This is a genomic window from Streptomyces sp. NPDC028314 (assembly GCF_055565795.1).
This window is the reverse complement of record NZ_JBVHTP010000005.1, coordinates 261,929-275,693: the sequence shown is the minus strand read 5'-3', so window position 1 is coordinate 275,693 and position 13,765 is coordinate 261,929. Positions and strand designations below refer to the sequence as shown.

The 13,765-nt window shown below is 71.4% G+C and carries 16 protein-coding genes and 1 riboswitch; of the genes, 4 read left to right on the top strand and 12 right to left on the bottom strand.

What is annotated here, in order from left to right; genetic code table 11:
- The first annotated feature begins 139 nt into the window (after nucleotides 1–139).
- Nucleotides 140–919 carry a polysaccharide deacetylase family protein gene (locus ACZ4TG_RS14720; RefSeq protein ID WP_468162429.1) on the top strand — a complete coding sequence of 260 codons (780 nt, stop codon included), beginning with the start codon at nucleotides 140–142 and terminating at the stop codon, nucleotides 917–919.
- Entirely contained in the window at nucleotides 916–2,103 is a 1,188-nt protein-coding gene (locus tag ACZ4TG_RS14715) for a YncE family protein (protein ID WP_468162427.1), read from the top strand. The genes ACZ4TG_RS14720 and ACZ4TG_RS14715 overlap by 4 nt, the downstream gene beginning before the upstream one ends.
- Before the next feature lie 114 nt (nucleotides 2,104–2,217).
- Here the strand turns inward: ACZ4TG_RS14715 and ACZ4TG_RS14710 are convergent, their stop codons facing one another.
- Together ACZ4TG_RS14710 and ACZ4TG_RS14705 are read right to left on the bottom strand one after the other, a co-directional pair.
- On the bottom strand, nucleotides 2,218–3,471 hold the full coding sequence (locus tag ACZ4TG_RS14710; RefSeq protein WP_468162425.1) for a cytochrome P450: 1,254 nt from the start codon (nucleotides 3,469–3,471) through the stop codon (nucleotides 2,218–2,220).
- Nucleotides 3,452–4,237, bottom strand: a complete 786-nt coding sequence (locus tag ACZ4TG_RS14705) for a tRNA-dependent cyclodipeptide synthase (RefSeq protein ID WP_468162423.1) — start codon at nucleotides 4,235–4,237, stop codon at nucleotides 3,452–3,454. The genes ACZ4TG_RS14710 and ACZ4TG_RS14705 overlap by 20 nt, the downstream gene beginning before the upstream one ends.
- Nucleotides 4,238–4,490: 253 nt before the next feature.
- Here ACZ4TG_RS14705 and ACZ4TG_RS14700 point away from each other — a divergent pair, with 253 nt between their 5' ends.
- On the top strand, nucleotides 4,491–4,703 hold the full coding sequence (locus ACZ4TG_RS14700; protein WP_468162421.1) for an EF-hand domain-containing protein: 213 nt from the start codon (nucleotides 4,491–4,493) through the stop codon (nucleotides 4,701–4,703).
- Between the two features lie 60 nt (nucleotides 4,704–4,763).
- Here ACZ4TG_RS14700 and ACZ4TG_RS14695 read toward each other — a convergent pair whose 3' ends face one another.
- The 5 genes from ACZ4TG_RS14695 to ACZ4TG_RS14675 all read right to left on the bottom strand — a co-directional run bounded on the left by ACZ4TG_RS14695 (nucleotide 4,764) and on the right by ACZ4TG_RS14675 (nucleotide 8,006).
- Entirely contained in the window at nucleotides 4,764–5,330 is a 567-nt protein-coding gene (locus ACZ4TG_RS14695) for a PadR family transcriptional regulator (protein ID WP_468162419.1), read from the bottom strand.
- 68 nt (nucleotides 5,331–5,398) lie between these two features.
- Nucleotides 5,399–6,220, bottom strand: a complete 822-nt coding sequence (locus ACZ4TG_RS14690; protein WP_468162417.1) for an energy-coupling factor ABC transporter ATP-binding protein — start codon at nucleotides 6,218–6,220, stop codon at nucleotides 5,399–5,401.
- Complete coding sequence (gene cbiQ / locus ACZ4TG_RS14685) at nucleotides 6,217–6,966, bottom strand: cobalt ECF transporter T component CbiQ (protein WP_468162415.1); 750 nt, start codon at nucleotides 6,964–6,966, stop codon at nucleotides 6,217–6,219. Before cbiQ ends, ACZ4TG_RS14690 begins: the two co-directional genes overlap by 4 nt.
- A gap of 3 nt (nucleotides 6,967–6,969) precedes the next feature.
- Nucleotides 6,970–7,299 (bottom strand): energy-coupling factor ABC transporter substrate-binding protein, encoded by a 330-nt coding sequence (locus ACZ4TG_RS14680; protein WP_468162714.1) that lies wholly within the window; start codon nucleotides 7,297–7,299, stop codon nucleotides 6,970–6,972.
- An 8-nt stretch (nucleotides 7,300–7,307) separates the two neighbouring features.
- The gene (locus tag ACZ4TG_RS14675; RefSeq protein WP_468162413.1) at nucleotides 7,308–8,006 is read right to left on the bottom strand and encodes an energy-coupling factor ABC transporter permease; all 699 of its coding nucleotides are present in this window, start codon (nucleotides 8,004–8,006) and stop codon (nucleotides 7,308–7,310) included.
- Between the two features lie 29 nt (nucleotides 8,007–8,035).
- Nucleotides 8,036–8,232: riboswitch (cobalamin riboswitch) on the bottom strand.
- Between the two features lie 79 nt (nucleotides 8,233–8,311).
- On the opposite strand from ACZ4TG_RS14675, the gene ACZ4TG_RS14670 reads away from it, so the two are divergent.
- The gene (locus ACZ4TG_RS14670; protein ID WP_468162411.1) at nucleotides 8,312–9,025 is read left to right on the top strand and encodes a flavodoxin family protein; all 714 of its coding nucleotides are present in this window, start codon (nucleotides 8,312–8,314) and stop codon (nucleotides 9,023–9,025) included.
- Between the two features lie 202 nt (nucleotides 9,026–9,227).
- Here ACZ4TG_RS14670 and ACZ4TG_RS14665 read toward each other — a convergent pair whose 3' ends face one another.
- The 5 genes from ACZ4TG_RS14665 to glyA all read right to left on the bottom strand — a co-directional run bounded on the left by ACZ4TG_RS14665 (nucleotide 9,228) and on the right by glyA (nucleotide 13,759).
- The gene (locus tag ACZ4TG_RS14665; RefSeq protein ID WP_468162409.1) at nucleotides 9,228–9,731 is read right to left on the bottom strand and encodes an AMIN-like domain-containing (lipo)protein; all 504 of its coding nucleotides are present in this window, start codon (nucleotides 9,729–9,731) and stop codon (nucleotides 9,228–9,230) included.
- A 144-nt stretch (nucleotides 9,732–9,875) separates the two neighbouring features.
- A complete protein-coding gene (locus ACZ4TG_RS14660; protein ID WP_468162407.1) occupies nucleotides 9,876–10,283 on the bottom strand; it encodes an SsgA family sporulation/cell division regulator in 408 nt (135 codons plus the stop codon).
- 238 nt (nucleotides 10,284–10,521) lie between these two features.
- Complete coding sequence (locus ACZ4TG_RS14655) at nucleotides 10,522–11,904, bottom strand: L-serine ammonia-lyase (protein WP_468162405.1); 1,383 nt, start codon at nucleotides 11,902–11,904, stop codon at nucleotides 10,522–10,524.
- A gap of 134 nt (nucleotides 11,905–12,038) precedes the next feature.
- The gene (locus ACZ4TG_RS14650; RefSeq protein ID WP_468162403.1) at nucleotides 12,039–12,176 is read right to left on the bottom strand and encodes a hypothetical protein; all 138 of its coding nucleotides are present in this window, start codon (nucleotides 12,174–12,176) and stop codon (nucleotides 12,039–12,041) included.
- A gap of 326 nt (nucleotides 12,177–12,502) precedes the next feature.
- Entirely contained in the window at nucleotides 12,503–13,759 is a 1,257-nt protein-coding gene (gene glyA / locus ACZ4TG_RS14645) for a serine hydroxymethyltransferase (protein ID WP_468162401.1), read from the bottom strand.
- Between the last annotated feature and the right edge of the window lie 6 nt (nucleotides 13,760–13,765).

Here is a 13,765-nt window from a genome sequence, read left to right as displayed (position 1 = left end):
AATCGATGAATAAGTATTGACCGCTCTGTGTAAATCGTTGATCACATAGCGGAGAGGGGTCCGGATGGCACCCCCGGGACGGAGGTCCCGAATTGGGTCAATCGTTACCTTCACCGCCATCCACCCCTTAAATGGGCAGGTGCTCTGCTACCCGGACCGCCGATCCGTCCTTCGCGCCGGTGCGGCGGTCGCCGCCGGTGCCTTCACCGCCGCCTGCGGGACCGCGTCCCCGCCCCCCGGCGGCGCCCCCGCCAGCGCGCCAGCCAAAGCCGCCCCCGCGCCCGCGGCCGCACCGGCGCCGCGCCGGTTCCCCGGCCTCCCCGTCGAGATCGCCCACGGCCCCCGGGACCGCCCCCGGGTCGCCCTCACCTTCCACGGCAACGGCGACCCCGCCATCGCCCGCGCCGTGCTGGCCGAGGCCGAGAAGGGCGGCGCGCGGGTCACCGTACTGGCGATCGGCAGCTGGCTCGACGCCCACCCGGAGATGGCCCGCCGGATCCTCGACGGCGGCCACGAGCTCGGCAACCACACCCAGAGCCACCTCGGGATCAACGACATGCCCGAGGCGCAGGCCTACGCCGAGATCACCGGCTGCGCCGACCGCCTCAAACGCCTGACCGGCTCGATCGGCACCTGGTTCCGCCCCTCGCAGACCCAGTACGCCACCCCGCTCGTCCAGAAGCTGGCCCAGCGGGCGGGCTACCCCCACGTCCTGTCGTACGACGTGGACTCCCTCGACTTCACCTCGCCCGGCGCCGCGGCCGTCATCCGCACCGTCACCGGGACGATCCGCAGCGGATCGGTGGTGAGCCTGCACTTCGGCTACGCGGACACGGTCGACGCGATGCCGCCCCTCCTCGAAGAACTCGCGCGCCGCAAGCTGCGCGCGGTGACCACCACGGAGCTGCTGACCCCATGACCACGAACCGCCTTCCCCGGAAGGCCACCGCGCTGCTCGCCGGACTGGTTCTCGCTGCCCTGGCGGGCTGCGGATCCGGGGAGAAGAGCGCGACCGAGGCGCTCGGCTCCAAGGGTCCCGCCCGGCCGGTCAAGGCCGTGCCGGCGGTACCGCCGGGCCTGCCCGGGATGCCGCCGCTGCTCGATGCCAAGGACGTGTACGCGGCCGACCGGCCGGGCCGGCTCTCCCCGGTGGTCAAGGACTTCCCGTCCCGGGTCTACGTGCCGAACACCGCCTCCAACACGGTGTCCGTCATCGACCCGGCCACGTACAAGGTCATCGACACCATTCCGGTCGGCGTCCAGCCCCAGCACGTGGTGCCCTCCTGGGACATGAAGACCCTGTGGGTCAACAACAACCGGGGCCACACCCTCACCCCGATCAACCCGGCCACCGGCGAGGCCGGGGACCCCGTCGAGGTGCACGACCCGTACAACCTCTACTTCACGCCCAACGGCAAGTACGCGGTCGTGATGGCCTCCATGGACCGCGAGCTGGTCTTCCGCGATCCGCACACCATGAACCGCGTGAAAACCGTCCCGGTGACCTGTTTCGGCGTCAATCACGCGGACTTCTCCGCGGACGGCCGGTACTTCATCGTCAGCTGCGAGTTCTCGGGTGAACTGCTCAAGGTCGACACCGAGAAGATGGAGGTCGTCGGCCAGCAGAAACTGCCGTTCGAGGGCGCCATGCCGCAGGACGTGAAGATTTCCCCGGACGGAAAGACCTTCTACGTCGCGGACATGATGGCGCACGGCATGTGGGTGCTCAGCGGCGACAAGTTCGACACCCCCAAGCTGCTGCCCACCGGCAAGGGCTGCCACGGCCTGTACGTCAGCCGTGACTCCAGGGAGATGTACATCTCCAACCGGGGCGAAGGCACGGTCTCCGTCTTCGACTTCCCGCAGAACAAGCTGACGAAGAAGTGGGAGCTGCCGGACGGCGGCAGCCCCGACATGGGCGGGGTCTCCGCCGACGGCAAGGTCCTGTGGCTGTCGGGCCGCTACAACTCCGAGGTCTACGCGATCGACACCACCTCCGGCAAGGAGCTGGCCCGCATCCCGGTCGGCGCCGGCCCGCACGGGCTCGCCGTCTACCCCCAGCCCGGCCGCTACTCGCTCGGCCACACCGGGATCTTCCGCTAGGCCCTGTCCCTGCCGCGGTCCCTGCCGCGGTCCCTGTCGCGGGAGCGGCGCGGCGATGCCCCGGGAGCTCGCACAGCTCCCGGGACACCGCCGCTCCTGCCGTCGGGCACGGCCCTACCAGGCGACCGGAAGCCGCTCCGGCAGGCGCTTGATGAAGCCCGTACGCCAGACGAGGTTCTCCGCCGGCACCGCGAGGCGCAGCTCGGGCAGCCGCTCGACCAGCACCTCCAGCGCGATCTCGGCATGCGCCCGGCCCAGCGCGGAAGCCGGGCAGAAGTGCCGGCCGGCGCCGAACGCCAGGTTGGCGTTGGGGCTCTCCCGCGCCAGGTCCAGCTCGCCCGGGTTCTCGAACGCCTCCGGGTCGAAGTTCGCGCCCTCCAGCAGGACCAGGACCAGCTCGCCCTCCTTGACCAGTACGTCACCGACCTGGACGTCGGCCAGCGCGATGCGCGGCAGGCCGTCGCCCACGGACAGGTTCCAGCGCAGGAGTTCGTCCACCGCCTTGCCCATCCGCTCGGGGTGCTCGCGCAGGTACCCGATGAGCTCCGGCTTCTGGAGCAGCGCGAGGACCGCGAGCACCAGGAAGGCGGAGGTGGACACCGCGCCCGCCCCGAAGAGCGAGACGGCGACGGTCGCGAACATGTCGTCGGTCAGGTGCGCCGACTCGGGGTCGGCCTCCTTCAGCTCGGCGAACCTTCCGAGGAGCCCCGTACGCTCCTCGGCCGGCAGCGCCAGCTGGGCGTTCAGCTGGTCCACGAAGTAGCCGACGTCCTTGTACCAGTTGAGCGAGGAGTCCGCGAACGGCTCACGGGCCGTCATGAACGCCACGTCCAGCCCCGACATCAGCCGGCGCCAGTCCTCGAACGGCACCCCCAGCACCCGGCAGTGCAGCGCCGCCGAGAAGGGGTCGGCGAACCCCGCCCGGAGGTCCGCCGGACCGCCCTCTGCCACGATGTCGTCGATGAGCTCCCCGGCCTTGGCGCGCAGCCAGTCCTGGAGCCCCTTCTGGCGCGGGTTGAGCGCCTTCATCACCGCGTTGCGCAGTCCGGCGCTGTTGATGTTGCCCATGTTGTTGACGACCTCGGGCGGGATCGTCAGCGCGTACTGGCGGGGGACCCCGGCGTTCGCCGTGTCCTTGAGGCTGAAGCGCTCGTCCTCCAGCACCTGCTTGGCGAGCGCGTAGCTGCTCACCAGCCAGGCCGGGTCCCCGGTGAGGGTACGGACCCTGGCGACCGGCGCCTTCTCGCGCAGCCAGGTGCACTCCTCGGGGAGCACGTCACCGCGCCGCGAGAGCGGGAAGTCGAGGAGGGCGTCGCCGGTTCCCCCGGTGCCCGCGGCCCCCCGGCCCTCAAGCTGCTCGACGCTCATCGACGGTCCCTTCGGTCGGTACGTGGTTCGGAGTGGTGCTCTGCGCCGGCTTCGGCGTGTGGACCGGGGCGGCCGCCGCCTCGGGGCGTACGACGGCGTACGCCTGGTTCCGGGTCGCGCGCAGGCCGCCGCCCCGGGCGAAGAGGACATCCGTCATCGGCATCTTGACGTGATAGGCCGCCACGGAGGACGGCACGTCCAGAATGCTGGGGGTGTCCACGAAGAACGGCAGCTCGGCCGCCATGTAGTCGAAACAGACCTGCAACTGTGCGTCCGTGATCGATTCACCTTCCGGCAACTTGGACCCGACAAAGTGAAGGGCCATTTCCTCGCAGCCCTTGCGGAATTCGCTGTCGGTCTCAAGGAAATGCAGCACGCGCCGGTGCAGGAGTTGGTAAACGGGGTTCGACTGGAACTCGGAAAGCGCCCTCACTCGGATCTCGGCGCGCGGGGGCCCTGATTCCTCCACGCCCTTGAGGATCCTTCGCCGAACCGCCTTGATTTCCTTCGCGGCGCGCTTCTCCGCGTGCTCCCGGGTGTAGCCGAATGCGGCGAACATCCGGTCCACATGGAGGTCCGCGTAGACGAAGTCGACCTGTGCGAAGCGGGTCACGGCCCACCGGGCAAGACTGCTGATGCGCTCGGAGCTGAAGTAGCTGTTTCCGGGACTCACTCCGATGAGCACATGGTCGCCGTCTTCCCAGATATGGCGGCAAGTGCGGGTGAAGGGCAGAACTTCGAATGATGCGTCAGCTGTGATCGTCACCTATGTGATCGCCCTTGTTGCCGCTTGTCCCTGGGAGCCCTGCGCTCCTGGTGTGGCGGCAATGCCGGTACGTTATGCCGTGATCCCGGAGCGTGACAAGTGCAGGCTTGATTTGGTGGCTGGAATTATCGCTTCCGCCTTACGGAAGGGTAATTGAATATCTTTCTGCCGGCCGAACGGGACCCGGGGGAGGGGCGGGCTCCGGCGGGCGCTACCCTGAGCCGTCAACAAGCACCGAGAAGGGGTGGACCCAGTGGCGGACATCGAGAGCGCGCGGGCGACGTTCCGTAAGTTCGACGCGGACGGCGACGGCTTCGTCACGGCCGACGAGTACAGCGCGGCCATGAAGGCGATGGGTGACGCGTTCGTCACCGGCGCGGTCGCCGACGCGGTGGTCGCCGCCAAGGACACCAACGGCGACGGCCTGCTGAGCTTCGACGAGTTCTGGGCCGCCCTGAACAAGTAGTAGCCCCGGAGCCGTCGGCCGCCTTCGCCCCCTGCCGGGGCGGAGGCGGCCACTCCGTGGTCAGGCCGTGTCCCGGCCGCCCTCGGCCCCGGGTGCCATGTCCCCGACCTCGGCCAGGGCCTCCTCCAGCCAGCGCAGCCAGAAGGTCTCCAGGCCGATCCCGCCGCGCAGCACGAGCCGGCGCAGCCGGTCCTCGTCGGAGTCCCGTCCCGGCGGGAAGTCCTTCGCCTCGATGGCCTCGTACTTCGCCAGCTGCCCGCGGTGCAGCTCCAGATGCCGCCGCAGCTCCTCGACGAGACCCTGGGGCCCCACCACGCCGGCCGCCCGGACCCGCAGCAGCAGCGGATCCCGGATGGCCTTCGGGTCCTGGCTCTCCCCGACCCACCGGGCCAGCTCCGCGCTGCCGGCGGGCAGCACCTCGTACTCCTTCTTCTGCCCCCGTACGGGCACCTCGCTGGGCAGCGCCCGGATCAGCCCGGCCTCCTCCAGCCGGCCCAGCTCGCGGTAGATCTGCTGGTGCGTGGCGGACCAGAAGTACCCGATCGACTTGTCGAACCGCCGGGTCAGCTCCAGCCCGGACGAGGGCTTCTCGAGCAGGGCGGTGAGGATGGCGTGCGGGAGCGACATGCGGTCATCCTAGGTTCGGAGCCCGGCACGGCCCTCCCGGTCCCCCGCGGCGACGGCCCGGCCGGGGTTCAGGCGAGCGCCGCGAGCGCCTCGGGGGTCTTGGGGCCGGCGGCGTCCGGCCCCAGCAGGTCCCGGGCGCGGAGGAAGGCCGTCACCGCCGGCGACCAGGCCTGGCGCAGGCCCGCCGAGGCCAGCAGGTCCGGGTCCGAGAGCAGGGCGGCGGCGGGGCCGACGCGGATGCCCGCCGGAGTGAGGACCGCCGCGTCGTCGGCCCAGCGGACCGCCAGGTCGACGTCGTGCGTCGCCATGACGACCGTGGTCCCGCGGGCGCGCAGCCCCGCCAGCACGTCCAGCAGCCGCTCCTGCCCGTCCGGGTCCAGGCCGGCCGTCGGCTCGTCCAGGATCAGCACCCGCGGAGCCATCGCCACCGCGCCCGCGATCGCCGCCCGCTTGCGCTGCCCGTACGAGAGCAGGTGCGTCGGCCGGTCCCGCAGCGCGGTGATGTCCAGGGCGGCGAGCGCCGAGTCCACGCGGGCCCGCACCTCGTCCGGAGCCAGGCCCAGGTTCATCGGGCCGAAGGACACGTCCTGTTCCACCGAGGCGGCGAACAGCTGGTCGTCCGGGTCCTGGACCACCAGCTGCACCGCCGTGCGCAGCCGGGTCAGCCCGGCGCGGTCGTACGTCACCGGCGCGCCGTCGAGCCGCAGCGCGCCCGAGCCCGGCCGCAGGCCCCCGCTCAGCAGCCGCATCAGGGTGGTCTTCCCGCTGCCGTTGCGGCCCAGCAGGACCAGGGCGCGGCCCCGCGCGATGCCGAAGTCGACGCCGGAGAGGACCTCGGGGCCGTCCTCGTAGGCGTATCCCGCGCCGGCCAGTTCCACCAACGGGTTCACAGGTACAGCCCCTTCAGGGTGAGGGTCAGGGTGATCAGGAAGGCCAGGAGCGCCCCCGACGCGGCCAGGAACCGCCAGGACAGCGCCGCCTCGGGCACCAGCACCCGCAGCGTGCCGTCGTAGCCGCGGCCCGCCAGCCCGTCCTGGAGCCGCGCCGCGCGGTCGAAGGCCCGTACGAAGGAGGTCGCCGCGAGCCCGGCCAGCGAACGCCACGCCGCGGCCCGGCCGGTGTGCCCGAGCCGGGCCGCCTGGGCCCGGCGGACCTGGGTCATCGAGTCCAGCAGCAGGAACCCGATCCGGTACATGACCAGGGCCACGTCGACCACCGGCGCCGGGACGCCGGCCCGGACCAGCCGGGGCAGGGCGTCCGACACCGGGGTGGTGAAGGCGAACAGCAGCACCCCGAGCGAGGCCGCCGAGGTGCGCAGCAGCAGTTCGGCGGCGTGCCGGGGCCCGTCGGGCGCCAGGGAGAGCGGCCCGGCCGGGCCGCCCACCGCGAACAGCAGCGGCAGGGCCCCGGTGAAGCAGAACCCCAGCGGGATCCGGAAGGCCCGCCACAGCTGCCGCCCGGCGACCCCGGCGGGCCCGAGCAGCACCGCGAGGGTGGCCGCCGCGACCAGCGGGCCGCCGGGCCAGGGCGGCAGGGCCACGGCCGTGACGGTCAGCCCGAATCCCAGCAGGGCCTTCTCCAGCGGATGGCGGCGGCGCCAGCGGCTGGAGTGCGCCGCCACGTCGATCGGCAGCACCGCCTACGACTCCGTGGTGTCGGCCGACCGGGCTTGGGCGAGACCCTGGCGGCGGCCCTTGCGGACGCCGAAGTAGTACGCGAGCACGCCCGCGCCGAGGGCCGCCTGGAGGGCGAACAGCGCCGACTCGACCTCCCCGGACGGGGGCTCGTACAGGGGGGAGAACCACGGCTCGTAGTCCGGCTTGAGCTCGGTGATGGCCGCCTCGGCCTGCGCGTCGGCGCCGGTGAACGGCTCCTCCTTGCCCTCGCCCAGCCCCAGCGCGATCGGGAGCACGGCCAGCGCCGCCACCAGGAGCAGCAGCAGGAGGTTGATCTTCGTGTTCTTGGTCATCCCGCTCATCAGACCGCCGCCTCCTGCTTGTTCCCGGTACGGGCGGTCAGCTTGGCGACCCCCAGCCGGACCAGGTCCGACTTGCTGGACTGCATCAGCAGCCGCATGACGAGGACCGTCAGCAGCCCCTCGCTCACCGCCAGCGGGATCTGCGTGACCGCGAAGATCCCCCCGAACTTCGCGAGGGCGCCGAGGAAGCCGGTGCCCGGGTCGGGGAAGGCCAGCGCCAGCTGGACGCTGGTCACGCAGTAGGTGACGAGGTCGGCGAAGAACGCGCCGAAGAACACCGTCACCATCAGGGGCAGGCCGGACTTCTTGAGCAGCCGGTAGACCCCGTAGCCCGCCCACGGCCCGGCGATCGCCATGGAGAAGGCGTTCGCCCCGAGGGTGGTGAGCCCGCCGTGGGCCAGCAGCAGCGCCTGGAAGAGCAGGGTGATCGTGCCGAGCACCGCCATGATGGGCGGCCGGAAGAGGATCGCCCCGAGTCCGGTGCCGGTGGGGTGGGAACAACTGCCCGTCACGGAAGGGATCTTCAGTGCGGACAGGACAAAAGTGAATGCTCCGGACGCACCGAGCAGCAGCGTGCTCTCGGGATTGGCCTTCACCTCGCGGGTGAGGGCGCGGACCCCGTGTATGACAAAGGGAGCGGACGCGGCGCCCCAGGCGACCGCGTGCAAGGGGGGCAGAAAGCCCTCGGCAATATGCATGAGTGGGGAGACCTCTCCAGCACCTCGTGGATGGACGACGCGCCCTGACCGGTCTCCTGGCTCACGGGTACTGATGCCCTGACTCCGCCTTCCCGGGGCCGTACGGTCTCCCGCGCGGGCCCAGTGGCTTCCCGCGAGGGAGTGGAGCCGGACTTCCCGATCACAGTGGCGAGGGCCGCACCGGTTTCCCACCGGTTTCCCGAACACCAAGGCCCGATGACCCTAGTCGGCCACGCGGACCGCTAACAACCCGACCGGTCGCGGCCGGCTGGCGGGCGGCGCCCGGCCGTGGGCAGGGTGGGGGAGTGGCCGACGACTACGACTACTCAGACCTCACCGCCGTCTACGTGAACTGCACGCTCAAGCGCTCACCCGAGACCAGCAACACCGAGGGCCTGATCGCCAGGAGCCGCGCGGTCATGGAAGCGGCCGGCGCCCGGACCTCCCTGATCCGGGCCGTCGACCACGACATCGCCACCGGTGTCTGGCCCGACATGACCGAGCACGGCTGGGAGAGCGACCAGTGGCCCGTGCTCTACAGCCAGATCATGGACGCCGACATCCTCGTGCTGTGCGGACCCATCTGGCTCGGTGACAACAGCTCCGTCATGAAACAGGTCATCGAGCGGCTCTACGCCTGCTCCTCGATTCTGAACGACCGCGGCCAGTACGCCTACTACGGGCGGGTCGGCGGCGCACTGATCACCGGCAACGAGGACGGCGTCAAACACTGCGCCATGAACATCCTCTACAGCCTCCAGCACCTCGGCTACGCCGTCCCGCCGCAGGCGGACGCGGGCTGGATCGGCGAGGCCGGACCGGGCCCCTCGTACCTCGACCCGGGTTCGGGCGGCCCCGAGAACGACTTCACCAACCGGAACACCACCTTCATGAGCTGGAACCTGATGCACCTGGCCGCCCTGCTCAAGCGGGCGGGCGGAATCCCCGCGCACGGGAACCAGCGCTCGCTGTGGGACGCCGGGTGCCGCTTCGACTTCCCGAACCCCGAGCACCGCTGAGGGCTGTCCCGGCGCTCAGGCCGGCACCTCCGCCAGCGCCGACTCCGGCTGCGCCGGCAACGGCAGCGCGTTCATCCGCCGGCAGCCGTCCAGCGCCTCCTCCAGCAGCGCCCGGGCCGCCGCCGCGTCCCGTCGGCCAGGGCGAGGCGCGCGGACGGCCCCACCGGGCCCGGGGCGTGCGACCCCCGGGCCCGGTGACCGGTCAGCAGGTGGCGGGATGCGGGAAGTCGACGACGAACCGCTCCGGCGCGTGCAGCACGGAGGTGTTGTACGTGGGCGGGGTGTCGAAGGCGGCGCCGAAGGTCACGTACCCCTCGAAGTCGCCCGTGTAGGCCAGGCCCTTGAGCTTGTTCAGGTAGATCTTCTGCAGCCGGGGTCCCTGGTAGACGTTCTGCCCCGCGTCGGTGTGCCCGGCGGCCGGGTGCAGGCGGATCTCCAGGAAGTACTTTCCGGCCAGCGGGACGGGCTTGCCCGACCCGTCGTAGATCAGCTCGGAAACGGGTGTGACGGTGACCGGGGGAGCGGATCCCTGAAGGTCGATGACGAGCCGGTCGTAGGTGCAGTGCCCGCCCCAGCGGGCGTTGGTGACCAGCGTGGTGGACAGGGTGCGGGTGGCGGCGGACGCCGGTGCGGCGAACGCGACGCCCGAGGCGAGCAGCGAGCCCGCGACGAGTGCGGTGAGCTGACGGCGACGTAGGTGGTTCATGACGTCCCCCCGATTCTCCAGAGACGGGGACAGCGGTTTCACAGGGGAAGACACCTCGCGGGCGCCGACGGTTGCACGGAATCCGGCACGAGTCTCACGACCGGGGTCCCCGCCCTCCGGAGCGGCCCCCGGCGCCGCCGGGCGTCACCGCGGCAGCAGGGCGCTCAGCTGGGCGTCGAGGTCGTAGTGGCGCGTCTCCTGCCCGCGCGGGACCAGCTCGACCATCCGGCGGCAGAGCTCCCGTACGTCCTTCGCGCGGGCGGAGATCACACAGCCGTGCTCGCCGGCGCGCAGGGCCAGGAAGACCCGCGGCTCGGTGCCGGCCCAGCGAGGCCACACCTGTATGTCGCCCTCGCCCGTGGCGCAGGTCTGACCGTCGAGCAGCAGGTCCCGGGAGAACACCCAGCGCGCGATGTGCACCCCCGCGCCCTCGAAGTCGACGCAGAGCTCGTAGGGCCGGTCCGAGCGGTACACGAAGGCCCCCCGCACCGGGACGGGGGCGGGCGAGGTCTCCAGCCGGAGCCGCAGGACACGGTGTTCCGTGGTGGCCATGGGGGGTTCGCCTCTCTGTCGGCGCGGGGCGTTCTTCGGCCCCCCTGATCAAGCTAGCCCACGTCCGGCCCCGCTCCCCGGGCCGAAGGTCCCGAGCCGGACGGGCCGCCCGGCCCCTCTTGCGCGGGGGCCGGAACGCGAGCGGGCCCGCCCTCCGGGGGGAGGGCGGGCCCGAACCGGGGGTGCGCCGGGCGCGCCGGCCGGCGCGACCGCGCCGGGGTTCAGCCCGGCGTCCGGTTCAGCACTCGATGACGTTGACCGCGAGGCCGCCGCGGGCGGTCTCCTTGTACTTGACCTTCATGTCGGCGCCGGTCTCCTTCATGGTCTTGATGACCTTGTCGAGGGAGACCTTGTGGGTGCCGTCGCCGCGCATCGCCATCTTGGCCGCGGTGACGGCCTTGACCGCCGCCATGCCGTTGCGCTCGATGCAGGGGATCTGGACCAGGCCGCCGACCGGGTCGCAGGTCAGGCCGAGGTTGTGCTCCATGCCGATCTCGGCCGCGTTCTCCACCTGCTCCGGGGTGCCGCCCAGCACCTCGGCGAGGGCGCCGGCCGCCATGGAGCAGGCCGAGCCGACCTCGCCCTGGCAGCCGACCTCGGCGCCGGAGATCGAGGCGTTCTCCTTGAAGAGCATGCCGATCGCGCCCGCCGCGAGGAGGAAGCGGACCACGCCGTCCTCGTCCGCGCCCGGCACGAAGTTCATGTAGTAGTGCAGGACCGCCGGGATGATGCCCGCGGCGCCGTTGGTGGGGGCGGTGACGACCCGGCCGCCCGCCGCGTTCTCCTCGTTGACGGCCATCGCGTACAGCGTGGCCCACTCCATGGCGTGCGCCTGCGGGTCGCCCTCGGCGCGCAGCTGGCGGGCGGTGCCGGCGGCGCGGCGCTTGACCCGCAGGCCGCCCGGCAGGATCCCCTCGCGGGACATGCCGCGCGCGACGCAGGCCTGCATGACGCGCCAGATCTCCAGGAGGCCCTCGCGGATCTCCTCCTCCGTGCGCCAGGCCTTCTCGTTCTCCAGCATCATCGAGGAGATCGACAGGCCGTTCTCGTTCGCCAGCCGCAGCATCTCGTCACCGGAGCGGAAGGGGAACCTCAGCACCGTGTCGTCGAGCTTGATCCGGTCCTCGCCGACCGCGTCCTCGTCCACGACGAAACCGCCGCCCACCGAGTAGTACGTCTTCTCCAGCAGCGGGGTGCCCGAGGCGTCGTACGCGAAGAGCGTCATGCCGTTGGCGTGGTAGGGCAGGGAGCGCCGGCGGTGCAGGATCAGCTGGTTCGGCTCGTCGAAGGCGATCTCGTGGGACTCGCCTATCTCGGCGCCGAGGAGGCGCAGCCGGCCGCTCTGGCGGATGCGCTCGACCTCGGCGTCGGCCGTCTCCACGTTCACCGTGCGGGGGGAGTGCCCCTCCAGGCCCAGCAGTACGGCCTTGGGCGTGCCGTGGCCGTGGCCGGTGGCGCCGAGGGAGCCGAAGAGTTCCGCGCGGACGGACGCGGTCTGGGCGAGGACACCGTCCTTCTTCAGGCGGGTCACGAACATGCGCGCCGCCCGCATCGGGCCGACCGTGTGGGAGGAGGAGGGGCCGATGCCGATGGAGAAGAGGTCGAAGACGGAGATGGCCACGGTGGCGGACTCCCTTGTCTGCTCGTGGGGTGGGAGGGGGCAGGAGAGGCGGATTGGTCGGATTTTGTCCGGCAGCTGAGCTTAACGCGGTGAGGTGAACAGCTCGGCTGCCGGACGGGGTGGGAAGCTTTCGGTCAGGCGTGGGTCAGCTCGCGCTCCGGTGTGGCCGTGGCGGCCCCGGGGCCGTCCAGCACGGGGTCCGGGCCCGGCAGGCCCGCGTGGTGGGCCCTGACCCCGGCGCGGACGGCCCGGAAGTACGTGACCAAGGCCATGGCGGCCAGCAGAGCGATGTCGTAGCCGCCCGGTACGGGCGCCGCGGCCGCCGCCCGAGGTGGTGACGGCGGTCACGGCCGCGGTCCAGCCGTTCGGGGCGAAGCCGCCGTGGGCGGTGAAGTTCTCGGTGCGGAAGCCGGAGGCGATCAGCGCGACGACGGCCGCGATCCACACCGCCCAGCCGGGGAAGGTGTCCGTCCTGATGGGGATGCCGACTATGTGCCGCTTTTTGCATGATTCAGGGGCGATGGGTGGCATCCGCTGGGGCAGCGGTCATGAAAAGGGCCCGGCCCTGTGGAAAACACGGCCGGGCCCTGCCCGCTCGCTACAGCGTCGGGTACAGCGGGAACTGCGCGGCGAGCGCCGAGACGCGCGCCTTCAGGTCCTCGGCGTCGTAGGCCGGCTTCAGGGCCTGCGCGATGATCTCGGCGACCTCGGTGAAGGCCTCGGCGTCGAAACCGCGGGTGGCCAGCGCCGGCGTGCCGATCCGCAGGCCCGAGGTCACCATCGGCGGCCGCGGGTCGTTCGGGATGGCGTTCCGGTTGACCGTGATGCCGACCTCGTGGAGGCGGTCCTCGGCCTGCTGGCCGTCGAGCTCCGAGTTGCGCAGGTCCACCAGGACCAGGTGCACGTCGGTGCCGCCGGTGAGGACGTCCACGCCCACGGCCTTGACGTCGTCCTGGACCAGACGGGCGGCGAGGATCTTCGCGCCCTCCAGGGTGCGCTCCTGGCGCTCCTTGAACTCGGGCGAGGCCGCGACCTTGAAGGAGACGGCCTTGGCCGCGATCACGTGCTCCAGCGGACCGCCCTGCTGACCCGGGAAGACCGCGGAGTTGATCTTCTTGGCCAGCTCCTGCGTCGACAGGATCACGCCACCGCGCGGACCGCCGAGGGTCTTGTGCGTGGTGGTGGTGACGACGTGGGCGTGCGGCACCGGGTTCGGGTGCAGACCCGCGGCGACCAGGCCGGCGAAGTGCGCCATGTCGACCATCAGGTAGGCGCCGACCTCGTCCGCGATGCGGCGGAAGGCGGCGAAGTCCAGCTGGCGCGGGTAGGCGGACCAGCCCGCGACGATCAGCTGCGGCTTGGACTCCTTGGCGAGGCGCTCGACCTCGGCCATGTCGACCTGGCCCGACTCGTCGACGTGGTACGGGACCACGTTGTAGAGCTTGCCGGAGAAGTTGATCTTCATGCCGTGGGTCAGGTGACCGCCGTGGGCCAGGTTCAGGCCCATGATCGTGTCGCCCGGCTTCAGGAGCGCGAACATCGCGGCGGCGTTCGCCTGCGCACCGGAGTGCGGCTGGACGTTCGCGGCCTCGGCGCCGAACAGCGCCTTGATGCGGTCGATCGCGATCTGCTCGACCACGTCGACGTGCTCGCAGCCACCGTAGTAACGGCGGCCCGGGTAGCCCTCGGCGTACTTGTTGGTCAGGACCGAGCCCTGGGCCTCCATGACGGCGACCGGAGCGAAGTTCTCCGACGCGATCATTTCCAGGGTCGACTGCTGGCGCACGAGCTCGGCGTCGACGGCGGCGGCGACGTCCGGGTCGAGCTCGTGGAGAGGGGTGTTCAGTACAGACATCAGGAT